The organism is Stenotrophomonas sp. X (genome assembly GCF_055721025.1).
This window is the reverse complement of the sequence record NZ_CM146756.1, coordinates 1227383-1248673: the sequence shown is the minus strand read 5'-3', so window position 1 is coordinate 1248673 and position 21291 is coordinate 1227383. Positions and strand designations below refer to the sequence as shown.

Below are 21291 nucleotides of genomic sequence, written 5' to 3'. Positions count from 1 at the left end.
TCTAGCGAAGGCTGGATGAGAAGGTGCGGTGCTCAGCGCAGCATCTGCTGCAGGGCGCCGGCGATGTCGGTGAAGGCGCCGTTGAGGTCCGGGCCGGGCGTAGCGTTCGTGCGTGCCAGCGGGCGGCCCTGCGCGGCGACGATGATTTTCAGCGAGCGCAGCAGGCGCGCCGCAGCCTCAGCCTGTGGGTGGCCCTCGTGCTGGGCGCGCAGCAGTGCCTGCACCGCCGGGTTGTCGAGATTGAGATACAGCCGCGACGGTGCGCGCGATTCGATGCGCGCGGTGAACTGGCGCGCCAGGCGCAGCGCGGCCATCGAGACGCGCTTGTCGTTCTCGTCGTCTTCCAGCCGCTGCTTCAGCTCGGCCTCGCGATCGGGCACCACCACCACCGGCAGCGCCTCCGGGCTGAAACGCGCGGGCAGCAGCTGCTCGCCGTCGCCCAGTTGTTCGCGCAGCCACGCCAGCTGCGCCTCGTCGAGGCTGTCATCACTGCGGAACAGTGCGCGGTTGCCCTGCTCGGTGCCGAGCTCGACCAGGCGCAGGCCCTTGGCCTGGGCCCAGCGCCGCAGGAACGGCACCACCGCATAGCGATGGCCATGCGCGACCGGTACGCCCATCGCGCGGAACAGCATCTCTTCAAAGCCACCGCCGTTGTCGAGGATGACATGCACGGCACCGCGCGCGGGCAGCGCACTGGCCGGCAGGTCGCCCTGCGAAGTCGGCACCCGCACATGCTCCATCAGCAGTTCGAACAGGCGCTCATCGCACAGTGCCGCACCCAGCAGCGCCTCGTTGTGGCGGGTCAGCACGCGCCGCCAGGCTTCCGGTTGCTGCTTCGCAACGTCGGCCAGGCCGTCGATCAGCGCCTCCAGAAGTGCATGCTGCACCGCGCGGTACTGGTCATCGCGCTGCAGGTCTTCGCGGCTGGCGGTGGGCGTCAACCGCGAGGATTCGATCACCCCGCCGATGAAACCGGCCCACGGCGGCAGCAGGTCGCGCGCGTCGTCATCCAGCAGCATCCCACGCACGAACACCGACAGGTTACGGTTGTCGCTGGTGCCATAGGTGGCGCCGTCCTGCACCCACAGCAGGCCAGTGGCATCGCTGTTGCCATCGGCACGCAACGGCACGGTGACAATCGGCTCGAAATCATGCTCGAACCGCGCGGCGAACTGCAGCGCCTGCCGGCGGGCCTGCACCGGATGCACGGCGACCTCCCCCTGGCCGCGCCACGGCGGCGGCTCGGGATTGAGCGCCTCGCCCGCAGCACCGATGAAGATCGGCTCGGACAGCAACGCGCAGTAGCGGCCCAGCACCTCATGCAGGCGCGCCTCGTTGGCCAGCGGCAGGAAGTCCGGATGCAGCTCCAGCTCCACCTCGGTGCCCACCGCGCGTGCCGGCACTTCGCTGACGGTGTACTGCTCGGCGTTGCTGGACACGTACAGATGGCCCAGATCCGGCGTCTGGTACGAGGTGGTGCGCACGCTGACCCGGCGCGCCAGCACGAAGGCCGACAGGAAGCCGAGGCCGAACATGCCGATCAGCCCTTCATCGTCCTCTCCGCCCTGGCGCAGGCCACGGGTGTAGCCGACGCCGACGGTGGCCAGGTAATCGTGGATCTCCTGGCGGGTCAGTCCAGCACCGGTATCAGTGATGCGCAGCACGCCGGCACCGGCATCAACCTGCACCGAAATGCGCGAAGGCACGTCAACGCCGGGCTGCTCGATGCGGCGGCGGATGATCGAGTCATGCGCGTTCTGTACCAGCTCACGCAGCGCCACCACCGGGGTGGAATACAGGTGCTTGCCCAGCACCGTCATCAGTCCATTGAGATCGACCCCGGCACGACGGATCTCGGCGTTGGGGGCGTTGGGGGCGGTGAGTGCGGTGTCCTGCATGTAATCGTTTACTCCTGGGCACGGAAAGACGCCAGAGGGCGTCTTCGTCGAGCGGGAAAAACTAGCACAGTGAAGCTGACCGTTACTGCATTGGACACTTGTAGAGCCGAGCCCATGCTCGGCTGCTGTTCGACCACCAGTCGAGCATGGCTCGACTCCACAGAAGGCAGCCGAGCGTGGGCTCGGCTCTACAGGGCTGGCATCACGCCGCGTCGATGGCCTCGGACAGGCGTTCCACCGCGATCACCTCCATGCCTTTCACCGAACCGCCCTTGGGCGCATTGGCCTTGGGCACGATGGCGCGCTTGAAGCCATGGGTGGCGGCCTCGCGCAGGCGGTCTTCGCCATTGGGCACCGGGCGGATCTCGCCGGACAGGCCCACCTCGCCGAAGGCGATGGTCTTCTCCGCCAGCGGCCGATCCTGCAGTGACGACAACACCGCCAGCAGCACCGGCAGATCGGCGGCGGTCTCCTGGACGCGGATGCCACCGACCACATTGACGAACACGTCCTGGTCGCCGACCAGTACGCCGCCATGGCGATGCAGCACCGCCAGCAGCATGGCCAGGCGATTCTGCTCCAGGCCGACCGCGACACGGCGCGGGTTCGACAGCGGCGATGCGTCGACCAGCGCCTGTACCTCCACCAGCAGCGGCCGCGTGCCCTCGCGGGTGACCATCACGCAGCTGCCCGGCTGATGGGTGCTACCGCCGGACAGGAAGATCGCCGAGGGGTTGGAGACCTCCTTCAGGCCCTTGTCGCCCATCGCGAACACACCCAGCTCGTTGACCGCACCGAAGCGGTTCTTGAACGCGCGCAACAGGCGGAAGCGGCTGCCGCTCTCGCCCTCGAAGTACAGCACCGCGTCCACCATGTGTTCCAGCACGCGCGGGCCGGCGATGCCGCCTTCCTTGGTCACATGGCCGACCAGGAACACGGCGGTGCCGGTTTCCTTGGCGAACCGCACCAGCCGCGCCGCGCTCTCGCGCACCTGGCTGACCGAACCGGGCGCAGCGGTCAGGCTCTCGGTCCACAGGGTCTGCACCGAATCGGCCACGATCAGCCGCGGGCCGGCCTTGGATGCGTGCTGCAGGATCGACTCGACCCCGGTCTCGGCCAGCGCATTGACGCCGTCCAGCGGCAGCTCCAGGCGATGCGCACGGCCAGCCACCTGCGCCAGTGACTCCTCGCCGGTGACGTACAGCACAGGCAGCTCAGCGGCCATCTTCGCCACCGCCTGCAGCAGCAGCGTCGACTTGCCGATGCCCGGGTCGCCGCCCACCAGCACCACCGCGCCTTCGACCAGGCCGCCGCCCAGCACACGGTCGAACTCGCCGATGCCGGTGGAGACCCGGCGATGCTCGGTCTGCTCCACATCCTTCAGCGCGGTGATCTTCGGCGGATCGATCTTGCCGGCCCAGCCTGCCCGGCGCGACGCCGGTGCCTTGGCCGCCGCCGCGCTCTCCAGCACGATTTCCGACAACGAGTTCCAGGCGTTGCACTCGGTGCACTGGCCCTGCCACTTGCTGAATTCGGCGCCGCATTCATTGCAGACGTAGGCGGTGCGGGCTTTGGCCATCGGATGATTTCCAGCAACGGGAACAGGCGTGGCAGGATAGCCGAGCCGGGTCGCAGCTGCTGCGACCGCTCAAGTCCTGCCCACCCGCGCCGATAGGGGTCGCGGGCGTGCGCCTTGCGGGCGCCCCCTTCCTCCCCCACTGGATTCAACATGACTGGCAGTTACAGTCAGAGCCTGGTCATCATCTCCCTGCTGGTGGCCATTCTTGCTTCGTACACGGCGCTGGACATGGCCGGGCGCCTGGCCACCGCCGAGGGGCGCGTGGCGCGCTGGTGGCTGGCCGGAGGCGCGGCGGCCATGGGCCTGGGCATCTGGTCGATGCACTTCATCGGCATGCTGGCCTTCGACCTGCCGATCCCGGTGGGCTATGACCTCGGCATCACCCTGTACTCGCTGGCGGTCTCGATCAGCGCCTCGGCCTATGCGCTGTGGCTGGTATCGCGCCCCAGCCTGCCGTGGCGCCGGCTGCTGGCCGGGGCCGTGCTGATGGGCCTAGGCATCGCAGCCATGCACTACCTGGGCATGGCAGCGATGCGCATGCAGCCCGGCATCGACTACCACCCGGGCTGGTTTGCCGCCTCCATCGCGGTGGCCATCGGTGCCGCTGGCGCCGCCCTGTGGATCGCCTTCCGCCTGCGCGCCGAGCAGCGCCACACCCTCCTCCTGCGCGCGCTCGCATCGCTGGTGATGGGCCTGGCCATCGTCGGCATGCATTACACCGGCATGGCGGCGGCGCGCTTCCCCGAAGGCAGCCTCTGTGGCGCCGCCGGCAGTGGCGGCATCGACACGCGCTGGCTGGCGGTGCTGGTGATCGTCACCACCGTGGCCACGCTGGGCATCGCCCTGGTGGCCTCGCTGTTCGACCGGCAGATGCGCGTGCGCACCGGGCTGCTGGCCGATTCGCTGGCGCACGCCAACGACAAGCTGATCCAGGCGGCCCTGCACGACCCGTTGACCCAGCTGCCCAACCGCATGCTGCTGCAGGACCGCATCGAGCAGGCTATCGAGAAGGCGCGGCGCCGCAATCATGCGGTGGCGGTGATGTTCTGCGACCTGGATGGCTTCAAGGCGGTCAATGATGCCTATGGCCATCAGCTTGGCGACCGCCTGCTGGTGGCGGTGGCGCAGCGCATCGGCGGCCTGCTGCGCCCGCAGGACACGTTCGCCCGTCTCGGCGGCGACGAGTTCGTGATCGTGCTGGCCATCGATACTCCCGACGATGCGGTCGTGGTGGCCGAGCGCATCATTGCCGCCGCCGGTGAGCCGTTCACGCTGGATGCGGCCGAACTGCAGGTCAGCGCCAGCCTGGGCATCGCCCTGTACCCGGATGACGCCAGCAACGAGCGCGAGCTGATGGCGCACGCCGATGCGGCGATGTACCACACCAAGGAAACCGGGCGGAACGGCTATACCTTCTTCACGCCCTCGATGCAGCTCAGTGCCAATCGCCAACTGCGCCTGCTGCAGGACCTGCGCAAGGCCATCGCCCGCAACGAACTGATCCTGCATTACCAGCCCAAATTTCCGGCCGCGGGCGCACCGGCCACCGGCGCCGAGGCGCTGCTGCGCTGGCAGCACCCGGAGCTGGGGCTGCTGGCGCCGGATGTGTTCATTCCGATCGCCGAACGCAGCGGTCTGATCCTGCCGATCGGTGACTGGGTACTGGACCAGGCCTGCGCGCAACTGCGGGCATGGCACGATGCCGGGCATGCGGAATGGACCATGGCGGTGAACCTGTCGCCGCTGCAGTTCGCCTCGCCGGCACTGCTGGACAGCGTGCGCGAGGTGCTGGAGCGGCACCGGATCGAACCGGCACGGCTGACCCTGGAGATCACCGAGACCACGGCGATGAAGGACGTCGATGCCAGCTTGGCGATCCTCAGCGACCTGACCGCAATGGGCGTGCACATCGCCATCGATGATTTCGGTACCGGCTATTCCAGCCTGCTGTACCTCAAGCGGATGCCAGCCACCGAACTGAAGATCGACCGTGCGTTCGTGCACGACCTGGAGCGCAATGACGAGGACGCCGCCATCGTCTCGTCGATCATCGCGCTGGGCCGCACCCTGCAGCTGCAGGTGGTGGCCGAAGGCGTGGAGACCCAGGCGCAGCGCGAGTACCTGAGCGAGCTCGGCTGCGACCAGCTGCAGGGCTACCATCTGGGCCGACCGATGGAGGCCGAAGAGTTCCTGCGCCGGGTGGGGTGAGGCGCGCGGCTCCTCCACGCACGGGGTGGAACCACGGGTAGAGCCGGCCGCTGGCCGGCGTCCCGCAATTGCCGGCCAGCGGCCGGCACTACCGGACAACGGAAAACCAGAAAGGCCGCCCGAGGGCGGCCTTTCTGCGTGGCAACGTCGCGAGGACGTCAGTGCATCATGTGCACGTTCATGTTGTGCATGACCCACAGGGTGCCGATCACGATGATGCCGATCACCACGACAGTGAAGGCCGCAGCGTTGACGTTCCAGCGACTTTCCGAAGAGCGGTCCAGGTGCAGGAAGAACACCAGGTGGACCAGCATCTGCAGCACCGCGGTGACCGCGATCACCACACCGTTGACGGTGCGCGAGAAATCGCCCGACATCACCATCCAGAACGGGATGACGGTCAGCACCACCGCCAGCACGAAGCCGATCAGGTACGACTTCACGCTGCCGTGGCTTTCGCCGCCGGTGCCGTGGTCGTGTGCATGGTTGTCATGTGCCATTACAGCGCTCCATTGAGGTAGACGACGGAGAACACGCCGATCCAGATCAGGTCCAGGAAGTGCCAGAACAGGCTCAGGCACGCCATGCGGGTCTTGTTGGTCGGGGTCAGGCCGTACTTCTTCAGCTGCACGAACATCACCAGCAGCCACAACAGGCCGGCGCTGACGTGCAGGCCGTGGGTACCGACCAGGGCGAAGAACGCCGACAGGAAGGCACTGCGGTCCGGACCGTAGCCCTGATGGATCAGGTGCTGGAACTCCCACACTTCCATGCACATGAAGCCGAAGCCCAGCAGCCAGGTGATGCCCAGCCACAGGTACATCTGGCCCATCTGCCTGCGGTGCATGGCAATCATGCCCAGGCCGAAGGTCAGCGACGAGGTCAGCAGCAGCGCGGTTTCCCACGCCACGAACGGCAGCTCGAACAGGTCCTTCGCGGTGGGACCGCCATCGGTACCGCCTGCCAGCACCACGTAGGTGGCGAACAGCGAGGCGAAGATGAGGCAGTCGCTCATCAGATACACCCAGAAACCGAAGACGGTGTTGCCGCCGGTATCGTGGTGCTCGTGGTCGTCATGGCCATGGGCCGCCGCATGCGCGGCGTGCCCGTGGCTCAGGGTCGAGGTATTGGTGCTCATGCCTTCAGCTCCGACTTCACCAGGCCCTGGGCTTCCAGGTGCTTGCGGTGTTCGTTCTCGATGCGTTCCACCTCGGCGGCCGGGACCCAGTAGTCCACGTCCTGGTCGAAGGTGCGGTAGATGAACGTGGCGATCATGCCGACGAAGCCGACGATGGCCAGCCACCAGATGTGCCAGATCATCGCGAAGCCGAACACCAGGCTGAAGGCACCGATGACAACGCCCGTGCCGGTGTTGCGCGGCATGTGGATGTCGGTGTACTTGGCCGGCTTCGGCCAGGCTTCACCCCGCTGCTTGCGCTCCCAGAAATCGTCCAGCTCGGTGACTTCCGGCAGCGTCGCGAAGTTGTAGAAGGCCGGCGGCGAGGAGGTTTCCCACTCCAGCGTACGGGCATCCCACGGGTCGCCGGTCAGGTCGACGGTCTTCTTGCGGTCGCGGATCGACACGGCCACCTGGATGATCTGGCACAGGATGCCGGCGCCGACGATGAACGCGCCGCAGGCAGCAACCAGCAGCAGCGGCTCGTAGGCCGGGTTCACGGTGCTCTGCAGGCGGCGGGTCATGCCCATGAAGCCCAGCACGTACATCGGCATGAAGGTCACGTAGAAGCCGATGAACCAGCACCAGAACGCGCACTTGCCCCAGAACTCATTGAGGCGGAAGCCGAACATCTTCGGCCACCAGTAGGTGATGCCGGCGAACATGCCGAACACCACGCCGCCGATGATGACGTTGTGGAAGTGGGCGATCAGGAACAGGCTGTTGTGCAGCACGAAGTCGATGGCCGGAATCGCCAGCATCACGCCGGTCATGCCGCCGATGACGAAGGTGACCATGAAGCCGATGGTCCACAGCACCGGGGTGGTGAAGTGCACGCGGCCACGGAACATGGTGAACAGCCAGTTGAAGATCTTCACGCCGGTCGGAATCGAGATGATCATCGTCGTGATGCCGAAGAAGGCATTGACGTTGGCACCCGAACCCATGGTGAAGAAGTGGTGCAGCCACACGATGAACGACAGCACGCCGATGCAGGCGGTGGCGTAGACCATGCCCTTGTAGCCGAACAGCGCCTTGCGCGAGAAGGTCGCGATGACTTCGGAGAACACACCGAACGCCGGCAGGACCAGGATGTACACCTCCGGGTGACCCCAGATCCAGATCAGGTTGATGTACAGCATGGCGTTGCCGCCACCGTCATTGGTGAAGAAGTGCGTACCCAGGTAACGGTCCAGGGTCAGCAGCACCAGGGTGATGGTCAGCACCGGGAAGGCCGCGACGATCAGCACGTTGGTCACCAGGGCGGTCCAGGTGAACACCGGCATCTGCATCAGCTTCATGCTCGGGGTGCGCATCTTGAGGATGGTGATGAAGAAGTTGATACCACTGAGCGTGGTACCCAAACCCGCCACCTGTAGGCCCCAGATGTAATAGTCCATGCCGACGCTTGGACTGTATTCGATGCCCGACAACGGCGGGAACGCCAGCCAGCCGGTGGCAGCGAACTCACCGATCCACAGCGACAGCATGATCAGCACCGCACCGGACACGAACAGCCAGAAGCTGAGCGAGTTGACGAACGGGAACGCGACGTCGCGCGCACCGATCTGCAGCGGCACGGCCAGGTTCATCAGGCCGGTGATCAGCGGCATCGCCACGAAGAAGATCATGATCACGCCGTGGGCGGTGAAGATCTGGTCGTAGTGGTGCGGCGGCAGGTAACCCTCGGAACCACCGACGGCGATGGCCTGCTGGGTACGCATCATGATGGCGTCGGAGAAACCGCGCAGCAGCATGACGAAGGCGACGATGAGGTACATCACGCCGATCTTCTTGTGATCCACCGAAGTGAACCACTCCTTCCACAGATAGCCCCACAGCTTGAACTTGGTGATCAGGGCGACGACGCCCAGGCCACCAAGAACCGCGCCGACCAGGGTGGTCAGCACGATCGGATCGTGGGGGATCGACTCAAGAGAGAGTTTTCCCAACATGTTCATTCTCCCGAACCCGCGTGGCCGGCATGGCCTGCGTGTTCGTGTTCGGTGGCATCCAGGTTTTCACCCGATTCCTTGGAATCATGCGCGTCACTCGGGGCGTGGCCCTCGTGCGCTTCATGGGTGGCGGCATCGGCAGCGGCGGCACCGGCATGCGAGTGCTTCATGCCGTAATGCTTGTTGTCGCCCATGTGCTTGGCGATGACCCAGTCGAACAGGCCTTCTTCGGTCTTGCCGAAGTAAGTGACCGGATACCACTCGGCGTTGCGTGCTTCACCCAGGGCCTTGAACGAGGCCTTGTCCAGGGTCTGCTCGCCGGCGCGGACCTGGTCCAGCCACTGGCGGTATTCGGCATCGGTGACCGAGTAGGCGGTGAAGTGCATCTTGGCGAAGCCCGCGCCGCTGTAGTGCGAGGACATGCCCGGGAATTCACCGGTCTCGTTGGCGATCAGGTGGAGCTTGGTCTCCATCGCAGCCATCGAGTAGATCATGCTGCCCAGGTGCGGGATGAAGAATGCATTCATCACCGAATCGGACGTGATCTTGAAGTTCAGCGGCGTGTTGACCGGGAACTTGATTTCGTTGACGACCGCCACCTTCTCTTCCGGATAGATGAACAGCCACTTCCAGTCCAGCGAGATCGCCTCGATGGTGACCGGCTTGACGTCCGAATCCAGCGGACGGTACGGGTCCAGTGCGTGCGACGAGCGCCAGGTCAGGACCGCCAGCACCAGCACGATCATGCAGGGAATGGACCACACCACCACCTCGATCGCCGTCGAGTGGGACCACTTCGGCTCGTAACGGGCCTTGGTGTTGGAGGCGCGATACTTCCACGCGAACGTCAGGGTCATGATGATGACCGGGATGACGACCAGCAGCATGAGCACGGTGGCCGTGATCAGCAGGGTCTTCTCATCCTGGCCGATCTGGCCCTTCGGACTGAGGATGGCCACGGCATCGCAGCCGGTGAGCATCACCAGCAACGACAGCAGCAGGCCCGGGCGCAACCAGCGCCCAAGGGTTTTCAACGGAATCATCGGTCGATCCAATTGCGAGGGAATGCCGTTCCCCGTCCCTGCCTGTTCCGGCCAAAGCCGGTCCCACCGGTCCGGAAGACAGGCAGGGAGGTGGGGTCGAGTCAGCCTTTCAATTTTAGGCCGTCACCCACCATTTAAGAAAGGCATTGACAATGATCGAGCGCAGGAAAGGCCCGATTCTGGCTGCGACACGTTGTCGCACCGCGCACGCGCGGCGGGCAGGACGCCCGCGGGCGGCATCCTGGCATCAGGTGCTGGCCGGCAGTCCGCCCTCGTTCGGCAAAGTCACCTGAACCTGTTCAGGCGTGCTGGCGGGTGCCTGGCGTGGGATGCTCGGCGCAGGAGGAAGGCCCGTGGACAAGATCGACTTCAAGAAGCGCGACCGGGCGTTCTATCAACCGCCCGCCGGCAGGTTCGTACGCGTGGATGTACCGCCCATTCCCTACGTGATGGTCGATGGTCGCGGCGACCCGAACACGGCCCCCGCCTACCTGCAGGCCGTGCAGTGGCTGTATTCGGTGAGCTATGCACTGAAGTTCGCGCTGAAGGCCGAAGGGCGCGACTACGTGGTGCCACCGCTGGAGGCGCTTTGGAGTGCCGAGGACCCGGCCAGCTTCGTCGCACGGCGCAAGGATGAGTGGGCCTGGACCGTAATGATCCGAACGCCTGAGGGCATCGGCCCCGCACTGTGGCAGGCCGCGATCGGCAAGGCGCGCACGAAGCTGCGGGACGCGCCGCCCAGCCTTCGCCATCAGATCCTTGCCGAGGGCCCCAGCCTGCAGACCTTGCATGTAGGCGCCTACGACGACGAAGGCCCCATCCTGGCGCAGCTGCATGACGAAGTGATGCCCGCACTGGGATACACCTTTGCCGGGTCCCATCATGAGATCTACCTCAGCGACCCACGCAGGACCGAGGCGGCGCGGTTGAAGACCGTGCTGCGGCAGCCGGTGCGGCCGATCGGGCCTGATGAGGATTCCCGCAGATGACACAAGGAATGCCATGCGCCTGATCAACCGACTCCTGCACTGGAACACCCTGCCCGCCGGGCGCCGCCTGATGGCCGTGCTGGGTGCTGCGCTGGTGATCGTGCTGGCCTGCAATCCGGATCTGCTGCCGTTGTTACCGGTGGTGGATGCGCTGGGGCTGGACGTGCTGATGCTGTTGCTGGGTGCGCAGGGGGTGGCGGTACTGCCTTGGGTGCGGGAGCGGGCCGCGCGCGGGATCAGAGTGCTCGCACGCCTGCTGATCGGCGCATTGGCGGGAGCTGCAGGTGGCTACATCCGGCAGCTGGCGTGGTGGCTGGCGAAGGATGTGGGTATGACGCGGCGTTGATCGCGTCGCGCCGCTAATCGGCCAAACGAAAAGCCCCGACCAAAGGCCGGGGCTTTTCTACAACTGGTGCCGGAAACAGGAGTCGAACCTACATTTCATCTCAGTCCCGGGTCTGTCGGTCCAGCGATATTTCCGGTTCCGACCATCCTGTCCAGACTCTCCTCAAATACCTCACCATCTTCAATGTAGAGCTGGACTTCGTGGTCGGATGATAGCCGGATGTCCAGTACCCATACTTGCGGCGCGCCGGCAAGCGCATCGCACAGATCACCCGTAGACACCTCTAACGGCCTGTTCACCATCCGCTCTCGAAGATGACCCAAGGTCGCTTTTGACTCCGCTCCCGAAGGGACATCCAAATGCGATAGCAGCCAAGTATCATTCGTGCTGAAGTTATCTCTTAACGCCTCAACTACCCTGTCTCCCGTGATTGGGAAGTCCCAGGCGTTTACCGTCATGACTATCCGCCTCCGTTAAGCGGCCGCGCGGGTCCGCGTGAAGGAGTGCCCCCGGTAGCACTCGGCTCATAAGGATGTTCGTGCGGGTTCGTATGACTGCCCGGCCGGCCGTGGTCAGTAAAATCAATAGTCTTTACCGGCCTCCCGTGACCGTCGAATTCTCTCGCCTGGTCGTACTTTCCATTTCTACCATCTCGCTGCCCCAGTTGCGTATGCGGGCCAGCCGCATCCGGTTCTGGTGCAGGCTCACCATTGGGCTTAGTGGGTAGTGGTCGGTCGGGGAAACGATTGGGTATTGGCTGCCCGTCTCGCCCCCGCCGAACTGTATCCCGACCTGCGGGACGTTCAGTGGGTCTCGAAGTTGGCCTTCCACTTGGCCCGCTCTCGCGATTCCCCCCGGATGTATCCTCACTGCGCTGGATGTTTCCACCGGGGTTGGGAACCGGGATGGGAAAGATGCAAGGAGCCGGCACCGGGATCGCCTGCCGTCCATCAGGATCAGTGAACTTGTACGGATTCCCGTTGGCATACCTGTACCGAATGAACTGCCCAACCGGTTTCAGATACGCCGTCACCGGATCCACTGACAGGAACACCCCCAACTGGGGATCCATATACAGCTGCCGCATGTAGCTCAGCCCGGTGGCCGAGTCGCTCACCTGCCCGGTATAGCCAGGCCCGTCCGTGACCTGTCCGCCAACGACAGGCCCATAAGGCTCGTAGTCATAGCGCTTGATCACGTTGCCATTGGCATCGCTCTCGGCAACAACCCAACCGAGGGCATCGGTATGGATGTACGTGACCGTCGTCTGGGCAATTGCGGCTGGCGACAAGCCAACGCCGATCATCGGAACGCAGCACAGCCAGGCGCCGAATGCCCCCAGCTTCCAAAATCGATCTTCCAATCCCTTGAAGCGGGTAAACACACCGCCTGCGGTTCCCCGAACCTGCGCATCCTTCCAATCCCTGAAAGAGCCTTGAAGCAAGGCTGGGTATTCATGGCACAGGAATGACCGGCTGCGGTTGCCAGGTCAGGAACAGGGCGCGGCGCTAAGCACCTGCGAAGCCGGCGGGCGAGTAGGCCGCGAGGCTCGGAAATTGGGGGCTGCCAGCCATGGGCTGGCACTACGGGTCGCCGGCCAGCGGCCGGCACTACCGGAGCACAAAAAAAGCCCCGACCAGGGCCGGGGCTTTCCATCAAACATGGTGCCGGAAACAGGAGTCGAACCTGCGACCTACGCATTACGAATGCGCCGCTCTACCAACTGAGCTATTCCGGCTTAGCTGGCTATTCTAGTGGCTGTCAGGCGCCAAGGTCAATTGCCTTGAGGGCACAGCCAAGACGATCTGCTACACCCTCGGGATTTCCGCTGCGAGCGGGTCGTCTGCCGCATCCTCCTCAATTCTTCAGCTGGCGCGGTGTCACATCGGGCGTGTTCCAGAAGTACCTGAGCATTGGCGCGACGGGAGTCTTCTAGGGCAGACAGCAGCCAGGCAGCACCATGCTCTTCCAACCCATCGCTCTACCTTTAACAGATCTTGGCCGCCCTCTCACATCCACTTGCTTTCCCCCCATCTACTGGATCCTGAACGCGCATCCATCCTTGCCCACGACAACGACCAATGTCTGACGAGCACCGGCAGCAACATAAACATCCCCGCCGCAATGGATCTCCTCCGACTGAGGTGATCGCCGATACACAACTTCCGCCGCCGAATCCGTGACAACGTCCAGACTGCCAGACGCCTTCTCACCCGCCGGCAACTGGTCGATGCCAAACATGCTTCCTCCGGCCTGCAATCTGACCTGATAGATCGCCTCACCAGATTCATTGCCCAAACTTACCCCGAGACCCGGTGGCGAACTGCAGCCAATGAGGGACAACAGCTCCGCCCCCAGCAAGATCGAACCTCTCATTTTCCCCACTCCTCTACGTCGGTGCTGAGCGACCCGTCTCCAACTCCTGCGCGCACGCCCGCCACCGGTGACCACGCTCCGCAACCGGCGACATTGCGGCGACGCACTGGTAGTCCCAGTGCCCCGGCCAGCGGCCGCGAGCAGGAATCGACCCGACGGGCTGCAGCGCAGATCCGGTTCAGCGATCAGCTGCTCCCGCCGGGCCAGCGCTCCCTTTTCATTGGTGGTTAACCCGGCGCGGCCCGCGCGCTCAGCGCGGCCGCCAACACCGACTAAGCTGCCGGAATCCGATTGGGCCTTGGAGCACCGCCCCCAGGCCGAATTGGAAGAAGCACTGGAGCTCATCGCCGAGCTTGTCGGCGCCGTACCCGACAAGGGGTACGGTGGGGCGCGGCGGCGAACTCTTACCCGTCGATTACCCACTTTATTGGCGTGGGTGACAAGCCGGCTCTACGGTAAGTGCGCCCTCATGTCACCAAGAGGCCCCCTGATGGTGTACTCGCCCAAGGGAATCATTACCTTGGAAGGGCTCGAACCTGGTCATCAGCGCATGATCTATCTGGAGCGCTGCCCTCGGGTGACACGAGGAACCTTGAAGGACCGGGTCGTACTCCTGACTTGCACGATATCTGCTTGCCGACCAAGGCTATCCAGCAGGCTCGCTTGATGAGCTGTGCCAACCCACTAGCGGGTTATCAATTTACGCAGGGATAGGGGGCGCTGCTCCGACTCGCTATACGGCGTTCAATATTTCTGACAAGGCCAAGATCGTCTTCCTTCTCTTTTCTTCGATCGGAGATATCAACTTAGCATGCATATCATCTGTCTTTAGCACTTCAAGAATGGCCGCGATATTGGAGTGCCGTTCAATAAAGGGGATCAACCACTCGTCGCAAGCAGCCACTATTTCAGATGCGACCCGACCAACGTCGTCATGGGATGAAACGATCCATCGCCGTTGCCCTTCTTCAGTCAAATTGCCAAGCTCGCACCCGATGGTTGCAGAGTTCTTTCGATCTTTATCAGTTATCAATCTGTCGCTCTTATCTTGGATCATGTCTTGCACAGCATCGATTCGGATTGCCGCACTGACCACAACATCAAAGTCGACTTGCGCATGACGCACAAAGGCAAGATGAATAGATGCCCATCCGAAGGATCTAGCCAGACGGAACGACTGGCCTACCGGCCTTGAGCCGAAGCCGCGTTTATTGAGCAAGGATCCAACTTCAGCAAGAAGTTCCTTCTCAAGAGCAATGAGATTATTCATTTATTGGGATACCTCCGTTCAACCGTTTCAATGATCATTCGCTGACCCCGCAGTGCTTCTGGCGCATTCTTGCCGGTCAGTACTGCGCCTTCCGTAGCCATCTTTGCGTCCTTTGTTAGCTGAGCCGAATTGCGAACGCCATTCCCTGCCTTGACCTCGACGCCCATCACTTTCCCGGAAGGCGTTTCAACCAAATGATCGATAACTCGCAACCCTGAGGACGTCCTTGCTCCTACTTGGCTACCCAGAATTTTATTTCCTTCCGCAACAAGCTCTTTTGCGGCAAGTCTTTCTGCAGCTTTTCCCACTGCTTGATTGGCACCAACGCCAGTCACTCCTGCCGCCGCCCCCGCCTCACCCACTATAGCGGTCGTGGTCGCAGGATTGGCCATTGCGGCCATCCCCATTTCCCATACCACTGGCGCCGCCATGGCCGCCGCCACAATTGCGGCTGGAACCGTAAAGCCCGGATGATCAAAGGCCTGCGGCTCCTTGGCAAATGCATCACCAAATCGATCACAGGATGGGCATCTTCCATCAGGGTCATCGAAAGTGTAGGGGTTGTTGAATGCATACGCATAGCGATTGAACAGGCGCATATCGCCCTTGCCTTGGGCGGTCACGGGATCAACAGATAGGAACGCTCCTAACTGTGGGTCCATGTAGCGCTGCTGCATGTAGCTCAAGCCCGTTGCTGCATCGCTCACATGCCCGGTATAGCCGGGTCCATCAGTCACTTCCCCCCCAACGACGGCTCCATAGGGCTCATAGGCGTATCGCTTGATGACGTTGCCGGATGCATCGGTCTCGGCCACCGGCGAGCCCAAGGCGTCGGTGTGGATATAAGTGACCGTTTGTGCTGTCGCAGTCCCTACAAACGTCACCACAGCCATGGCGATGGCAGCCAGCCACTTGGGAGCCCGCATTGTCTTCCGTGTGTTCATATCCACCTCAGTTCGACCATGCCGAGCACGCCTGCGCATTGCAGGCACGAACGACGTAGGCTGCATCGCACCGAGTGTCCAGCTCGTAGCCTGCCCCCGTGGTCGTATAGGTCGCACCACCGCGGGACGAACGCACCTGGTAGTAGGTTGCACCAGTGGAAATATTCCAGACGATGGAGCACAGCTGAGGTTGATTCTTGGCGATCCTCACGCCGGTCGGAACCGGAGGCGCACTGGAGATGACGATCTGACCCGACACGGAACTCGGCCCGCACCCGGCAGGATTGCAGGCACGACCACGGTAGAAGAACGTCCCACCACCGCCTTTGCTCAGGGTGACGCTGCGTTCACCCGCGATGGTGCTCCAGTTGGCATTGTCGGTGCTCTCGTCGATCTCGTAACGAGACGCCTCTGCCACTTCCAGCAACGCGACGGAGTAACCCACTCCCATGCCCGCTGTTCCAGGCACCCGGATCTCGGGAGCGGCCGGAGGACCAATCACGCGCACACCCGCTACCGCCGACCATGGGCCGCATCCAGCAACATTGCAACCACGCACCTGATAATCCCACTGACCAGGCCAACGGCCGCCACGCGCCACCGAGGTAGCGCCATCCTCCTGAGCAAGGCCGAAGCCACCACCATTGAACTGTTCCATCAACTGATAGCTTGTCGCTGCGGGAATCGCACCCCACCACATGCTCACGGTGGAACTGTAACTCGTGCCGCCAAGGTTGATCCCCGTTGCCTGGACAGGGGGCAGCGTCACGACGATGTTCGCAGTTGAACTGGCCGCACTGCACCCGGCGTCATTACATGCGAACGCACGATAGGCATGACTACCAGCGCTTCGTCCGCTGATGGCCAGCTGAGTGCCGCTGATCCTGTTGATCTCTGTCCACGTGCCACCGTTGAGCTGCTCTTCAATGCGGTAGCTACTGGCTTGAGCCACACTCGAAAGAGAGAGCGTGTAGCTGCCGTTGTAGCTCGCGGCGGGCACGGACACTGTCGGCACGGATGGGGCATACAGCGCGGTAATCGCCGCTTCGGCCGAGTAGGCGCCGCAGCCCTGTGGATTGCATGCTTTGACCCGATAGCGATAGGTGCCTGCAGGCTTGCTGGTCACTTGATAGGTTCGGCCAGAGCCATCAAAGGCCACATTCCAACCATCACCCACGGCCTCTTCAAGCACAAAGCGGGCAGCACCCTGCACCGCTGACCAGCTTAGGGAATAGGTTCCGTTGATACCTTGTGCCGGTGCGGTGATCACCGGTGCAGCTGTGGGAGCAAGCTCCACCTGGATGGAGGCTTCCACACCCCAAGCGCCGCAGACAGTGCCATTGCAGGCACGGCCACGATAGCGATAGACGCCGGAGCTTCGCCCGGCCAGCGAAACGTTCAGCGCGGGCCCTTGATAGACAGCCTGCCAGTCTCCGCCATTCGACTCCTGCACCTCGTAACGCTGCGCACCGGCAACGGCTGCCCACTGCACCGCAAACGCGCCGTCCGCGCTGTAACCCGGAACCGTTACGACCAATGCTGCAGGCGCGATATCCACAGCACGCTTGGCAACGAGGCTGCCGTTGAGCTGGATATAGTCAAAGCCCTTCGCCTGGCGCTGGTCGTGCTGATAGCGCAGCACGCCATCCTGCCCATACAGGGAGCGAATGTTGCCATTGGTTGCGCTGGCCAAGGTACGACGGCCATGTGCATCGTACTGATAAGCCTCCTTGCCATCGACCTCGCGCAGGCGATTGCCATAGTCGAACCGGAACGCCACGCCGTTGCGGATCTTCAGATTGCCCTGCGCGTCATACCCCAGCCCGGTCACGGTCGCACCACTGTCGACATCCCGCACGTTCGTCAACCGATTGTTGAAGTCGTATTCAAAGGACTGCCGCCGCGCGCCGACGTTGGCGGCCACGATGTTGTCCAGAACGTTGTACGCATAGCTTGCGTTTCCGAAGCTGGCTGCCGTCACCGCGGTCAGACGATCCAGACCGTCATAGCGCATGTCGCGGTTTCCAGGGGCTGCCGGTAGGCCGTCACTGATGGCCGCCACATTGCCATTGGCATCGTAATCGTAGCCATCATCGATGACCTTGCCACCGGCACCACTGTCGGTGCTGCGATCGGGAAGGCCGCGCGCGTTCTGCGTCATCTGATGCACGACGCCGTTACCATAGGTGAAGCCGCTCATGCCGCCGTTCGCGTAATAGCGCACGTTGGTGGCGAAGGTTCCGGCGCGCGTCGGCTGCCCCAGCGCATTCGGGCCGTAGTCGATCGTCAGGCCGGACGGCTGCACATGAGTTGCCAAGGCGCCGTTCGCATCGTAGCCATAGCCCAGTGCCCAGGGCTCGCCGCCGTCGTAGGCCACGCTCTCGGACGTAGGCAGCCCGCGTAGGTTGTAGGTGTAGTCGTTGGTGGTGACGGCGCCGTTGTTGCGGGTCTGCACACGCTTCACTTTCCCGCCAGGCCAGTAGTTCCAGTCCTGATCACCCTGGCCATCCGAGAAGCGCAGCGTCAGCAAACGATTCATGCTGTCGTAGGTGCGGTCAGCCCGTGAAGGCGACGCATAGGCAGCCTCGCTGTCGCATTGAGGGCCCAGCAACGTCAGGCCCGAGGCAGACCAGAGCAGATTGCCTGCAGCGTCATAGCCCATGCCGGTCGCACCCGTTTCGGGCTCCATGCTCTTGCACAGTCGCTGGGCGCCGTCATAGACGTACTGCCGCCGCACACTGATGCTGCCATCGCCGTTGCGTCGCAGGATCGACAGCGGCTTGCCCAGCGTGTCGCGCTGAATCTCCGTCACCACTCCCTCAGCGTGGAGAATCCGGATGGGCGTGTCCTGGCTGGGCTTGCCGTACATCAGGTAGTCGGTGGTGGTGGCAATGCCGCGCGGATTGGTCACCCTTACACTGCCTCCGCCGATCTGCTCGGTGGTCGTGACAAGCCGACCCAGTTCGCTGTCCTGCTCGCTGCGATTGGGGCGCCCGAGCGCGTCATAGCCGGTATGGGTGCCGGGCAGCGCCGAGCGGAAGTCGGACGCCGCGCGCGTCGGATAGGAGGTGAAAACCAGGCGCCCATTGCTGTCATAACGGGTCACCGTCTGGCGCAATGTACCGCCACGGTCCGCAGCGTCGAACGACTCTTCCAACACTGGGCGCCACAACCCATCGTAGTACGTCACCGCGCGTGCGTTGCCGGTACTGGACTCGCGCTTCCAATGTCCCGCTTCCAGCCCGATCTCCGCTCCCGGCACCTGGAAGAATCGCGTTGTAGAAGGATTCCAGGCCACGCTGTCATTGGCGGCCTGGGTCGCCAGTACGATCCGGCCCATCCCGTCGTAGTCGAAGCTTCGGCTGGCGCCATTGGGCTCCACCGCCGTGCGCACCCAACCATTGTCGTCGACCTGCAGCGAGGCACTGCTGCCGTCCGGGTACGCAACAGTCTGCGGCAGACCACGCTTCCAGCTACCCAGTGCAATGGCATTGCCCTTGCCGTCGGTCACGGAGGCAAGCGTGCCATCCGCGTGGTAACCCAGCGCCTGCTGCAGCATGCCGAAGGCGTAGGTACGTTGCGGGCGCGCCATCGAGTCGAACTCGGTGCGCTCGGTCTCGATTTCAACGCCGCCAACGGTCTGTGTGCTGCGCCCGACCTGGCCGAGTATCCAGCGGCCGGTGTCGTCGAAGTAGGTGGTTCTCAGCGTCCGCGAGCGCTCCAACGAGTTGCTCTCGGTCTGCACCACCGGCCGCACATGCACATCGAACTGATCTGTCGTGTTGACGAAGCTGACGCCATCCTGGCTGAGAACGGACTGCTTCAAGGGACGCGCCCTCACCGCGAACGCATCATCCGCTGCAGACAGCAGACCATAGCTGTCAGCGAACGGCATCGTGGGCGCATCCGCCTCGGTAACGTAGCTGTTGCTAACGACCTGGACGATCGTTCCGTCAGGGGCGCGGACAGCCTCTTCCAACAGCTGACCTTCGTTCTCGTCAATCTTGATTCCGAACACGCGATGGCGGCGGGTGCCATCCGGTTCAACGACGGTGGAAACCGCAGCATCGGCACGCGAGTCGTAACCGCCGCCTTCAAATGACCAGGCCTGGGCGCTCAACCCCGGCCCAGACAAAAGCTTCCGCTTGATTGCATAGAGGTCGAACGAAGCCGAGGCGCGCTGGTAGTAACGGGTACCCAGTTTTGCGCAGGCGTTTGCACCGATACCCGTGCGGATGCGCCGAACGTACTCAAACTCGAATTCGCCGCGCGCGCCCGCTGGATGGGTCGCGACCAACGTAAACGTCGAAGGAATGAACGATGGTTTGGTGCAACGCGTCGGGTTTCCATCCCAGGATCCATACTCGGGGTTCAGTCCGCCAAACTCGTCAGGTGCGCTGTACTCATAGGTGTAACGCGAACCGTCCGGCTGGACCACCGCGCGCAGGCTTGGCCAGCGCGCGAATCCCAGCGCCCCGGCTCGCGCGTTGTACTCATAGCGCCAGGTGCGGCCATTGGCGGTCGCACTGGTGATTTCGTCACCAGCGTAGGCGATGTCGATGGCACGCCCATCGTTGCTTCGGATCCCGACCAGCTTGTCTCCGGCATAGTCGTAGGCGACCCAGTTGCCGTGGCGGTCTTCGACCCGGCTTGCCATCAGCAACACCCGCACCATTCCGAAGCTCGAGCCACCGAAGTCCATCGGCCCGACCCAACGCTCGATTCCCACGTCGAAGAAGTACCGGTTGCCCTCGCCATCCACCCCAAGAAATCCTTCACCTGGATAGCCGTTGGCGGTGGCTGGCAGGCAGGAGAAACGGAGATTACCCCGCGTTCCCCAGTTGTAGATGGCGCCATCGGTCGGCCGCGGATTGACCGTGCCGGCTGCGCCGATGTAGAGGAGCTCCTGGTCGGAGCCACCGGGGATGTGTGCCTTGTTGCCGGTCCAAACTTCGTACAGATTCGCGATGGTCGGAACCTTCGGGTAGAAGGGCTGACCACAGCGTTGCGTCGCCCCGTTGCCCCCGATGTTCCATTTGCTTGTGGCTTCGAACGTCCCATCGATGAAGGGGACATCGATGTCCCAGCTGCCGAATCCGCCCAGTGGCTGGCGGTCCTTGAATGAGCCTATCGACAAGCGGCGCTGCAGCCGCACCGGCAAGGCAGAGTTGCCAGGGAGTTCAACGTCGGTAACCACGAACTCGGTCGCGCCGGAGCTTGGATTGATCTTCTCGCCGAACAGTTCCGATGTCAGCGGCGAGAGCATCTCACCTGTCCGGATCCGCTTGTTGTATTCGGTATGCGGGGTCAACGGGCTGCTTGCGACAGCCGACCAGACCATACCCACCAATACCGTCCCCAACACCCCCCGCAACGGCCAATTGCGCATGGAACATCCCTCTTTCCAGATGCGTCGGCAAACGGACTACGCACATCCGCCGACCTGTCCTGGCGTCATGTTCCGGCCAACCTGCAACTGCGCCGTCCCTTGCGCCCCCTATGATTC

The 21291-nt window shown here is 63.4% G+C and carries 14 protein-coding genes and 1 tRNA gene; 3 read left to right on the top strand and 12 right to left on the bottom strand.

All coding sequences use genetic code 11. The features are described 5' to 3' along the window. Window positions 1-32 precede the first annotated feature (32 nt). Entirely contained in the window at window positions 33-1898 is a 1866-nt protein-coding gene (locus tag ACZ75I_RS05730; protein WP_180869371.1) for an ATP-binding protein, read from the bottom strand. Window positions 1899-2100: 202 nt separating this feature from the next. Beyond that, window positions 2101-3477 (bottom strand): DNA repair protein RadA, encoded by a 1377-nt coding sequence (gene radA / locus ACZ75I_RS05725; RefSeq protein WP_014646395.1) that lies wholly within the window; start codon window positions 3475-3477, stop codon window positions 2101-2103. A gap of 150 nt (window positions 3478-3627) precedes the next feature. On the opposite strand from radA, the gene ACZ75I_RS05720 reads away from it, so the two are divergent. Further along, the gene (locus tag ACZ75I_RS05720; RefSeq protein WP_472958804.1) at window positions 3628-5685 is read left to right on the top strand and encodes a putative bifunctional diguanylate cyclase/phosphodiesterase; all 2058 of its coding nucleotides are present in this window, start codon (window positions 3628-3630) and stop codon (window positions 5683-5685) included. A gap of 158 nt (window positions 5686-5843) precedes the next feature. On the opposite strand, the gene cyoD is transcribed toward ACZ75I_RS05720, so the two are convergent. From cyoD to cyoA, 4 genes are read right to left on the bottom strand one after another with little or no spacing between them, the layout of a single operon-like run. Beyond that, a complete protein-coding gene (gene cyoD / locus ACZ75I_RS05715; protein WP_005415725.1) occupies window positions 5844-6185 on the bottom strand; it encodes a cytochrome o ubiquinol oxidase subunit IV in 342 nt (113 codons plus the stop codon). Beyond that, a complete protein-coding gene (gene cyoC / locus ACZ75I_RS05710; protein ID WP_134968501.1) occupies window positions 6185-6823 on the bottom strand; it encodes a cytochrome o ubiquinol oxidase subunit III in 639 nt (212 codons plus the stop codon). Before cyoC ends, cyoD begins: the two co-directional genes overlap by 1 nt. After that, entirely contained in the window at window positions 6820-8817 is a 1998-nt protein-coding gene (cyoB, locus tag ACZ75I_RS05705) for a cytochrome o ubiquinol oxidase subunit I (protein ID WP_061479143.1), read from the bottom strand. The genes cyoC and cyoB overlap by 4 nt, the downstream gene beginning before the upstream one ends. A gap of 2 nt (window positions 8818-8819) precedes the next feature. Beyond that, window positions 8820-9860, bottom strand: a complete 1041-nt coding sequence (gene cyoA, locus ACZ75I_RS05700; protein WP_005415723.1) for a ubiquinol oxidase subunit II — start codon at window positions 9858-9860, stop codon at window positions 8820-8822. A gap of 353 nt (window positions 9861-10213) precedes the next feature. Between cyoA and ACZ75I_RS05695 the strand changes: the two genes are divergently transcribed. Next, window positions 10214-10849 carry a GyrI-like domain-containing protein gene (locus tag ACZ75I_RS05695; RefSeq protein ID WP_111201638.1) on the top strand — a complete coding sequence of 212 codons (636 nt, stop codon included), beginning with the start codon at window positions 10214-10216 and terminating at the stop codon, window positions 10847-10849. Between the two features lie 13 nt (window positions 10850-10862). Beyond that, window positions 10863-11195, top strand: a complete 333-nt coding sequence (locus ACZ75I_RS05690; RefSeq protein WP_472958803.1) for a hypothetical protein — start codon at window positions 10863-10865, stop codon at window positions 11193-11195. A gap of 460 nt (window positions 11196-11655) precedes the next feature. On the opposite strand, the gene ACZ75I_RS05685 is transcribed toward ACZ75I_RS05690, so the two are convergent. From ACZ75I_RS05685 to ACZ75I_RS05660, 6 genes are all read right to left on the bottom strand, one after another. Beyond that, complete coding sequence (locus tag ACZ75I_RS05685; RefSeq protein WP_472959045.1) at window positions 11656-12501, bottom strand: RHS repeat-associated core domain-containing protein; 846 nt, start codon at window positions 12499-12501, stop codon at window positions 11656-11658. A 356-nt stretch (window positions 12502-12857) separates the two neighbouring features. Then, window positions 12858-12933: transfer RNA gene (locus tag ACZ75I_RS05680), tRNA-Thr, on the bottom strand. A gap of 296 nt (window positions 12934-13229) precedes the next feature. Further along, window positions 13230-13571 carry a hypothetical protein gene (locus ACZ75I_RS05675; protein ID WP_099494772.1) on the bottom strand — a complete coding sequence of 114 codons (342 nt, stop codon included), beginning with the start codon at window positions 13569-13571 and terminating at the stop codon, window positions 13230-13232. 733 nt (window positions 13572-14304) lie between these two features. After that, window positions 14305-14841 (bottom strand): hypothetical protein, encoded by a 537-nt coding sequence (locus ACZ75I_RS05670; protein WP_157803433.1) that lies wholly within the window; start codon window positions 14839-14841, stop codon window positions 14305-14307. Continuing rightward, window positions 14838-15734, bottom strand: coding sequence for an RHS repeat-associated core domain-containing protein (locus ACZ75I_RS05665; RefSeq protein ID WP_472958802.1), 897 nt, complete (start codon window positions 15732-15734; stop codon window positions 14838-14840). The genes ACZ75I_RS05670 and ACZ75I_RS05665 overlap by 4 nt, the downstream gene beginning before the upstream one ends. A 58-nt stretch (window positions 15735-15792) precedes the next feature. Further along, window positions 15793-21174, bottom strand: coding sequence for an RHS repeat protein (locus tag ACZ75I_RS05660; protein WP_180870939.1), 5382 nt, complete (start codon window positions 21172-21174; stop codon window positions 15793-15795). Window positions 21175-21291 lie beyond the last annotated feature (117 nt).

Coding starts and splice junctions, on each gene's coding strand:
- ACZ75I_RS05720 (WP_472958804.1), top strand. CDS start 3,628: ATGACTGGCAGTTACAGTCAGAGCCTGGTCATCATCTCCCTGCTGGTG.
- cyoD (WP_005415725.1), bottom strand. CDS start 6,185: ATGGCACATGACAACCATGCACACGACCACGGCACCGGCGGCGAAAGC.
- ACZ75I_RS05675 (WP_099494772.1), bottom strand. CDS start 13,571: ATGAGAGGTTCGATCTTGCTGGGGGCGGAGCTGTTGTCCCTCATTGGC.
- ACZ75I_RS05665 (WP_472958802.1), bottom strand. CDS start 15,734: ATGGCTGTGGTGACGTTTGTAGGGACTGCGACAGCACAAACGGTCACT.
- ACZ75I_RS05690 (WP_472958803.1), top strand. CDS start 10,863: ATGCGCCTGATCAACCGACTCCTGCACTGGAACACCCTGCCCGCCGGG.
- ACZ75I_RS05685 (WP_472959045.1), bottom strand. CDS start 12,501: ATGATCGGCGTTGGCTTGTCGCCAGCCGCAATTGCCCAGACGACGGTC.
- radA (WP_014646395.1), bottom strand. CDS start 3,477: ATGGCCAAAGCCCGCACCGCCTACGTCTGCAATGAATGCGGCGCCGAA.
- ACZ75I_RS05730 (WP_180869371.1), bottom strand. CDS start 1,898: ATGCAGGACACCGCACTCACCGCCCCCAACGCCCCCAACGCCGAGATC.
- ACZ75I_RS05660 (WP_180870939.1), bottom strand. CDS start 21,174: ATGCGCAATTGGCCGTTGCGGGGGGTGTTGGGGACGGTATTGGTGGGT.
- cyoA (WP_005415723.1), bottom strand. CDS start 9,860: ATGATTCCGTTGAAAACCCTTGGGCGCTGGTTGCGCCCGGGCCTGCTG.
- cyoB (WP_061479143.1), bottom strand. CDS start 8,817: ATGTTGGGAAAACTCTCTCTTGAGTCGATCCCCCACGATCCGATCGTG.
- ACZ75I_RS05670 (WP_157803433.1), bottom strand. CDS start 14,841: ATGAATAATCTCATTGCTCTTGAGAAGGAACTTCTTGCTGAAGTTGGA.
- cyoC (WP_134968501.1), bottom strand. CDS start 6,823: ATGAGCACCAATACCTCGACCCTGAGCCACGGGCACGCCGCGCATGCG.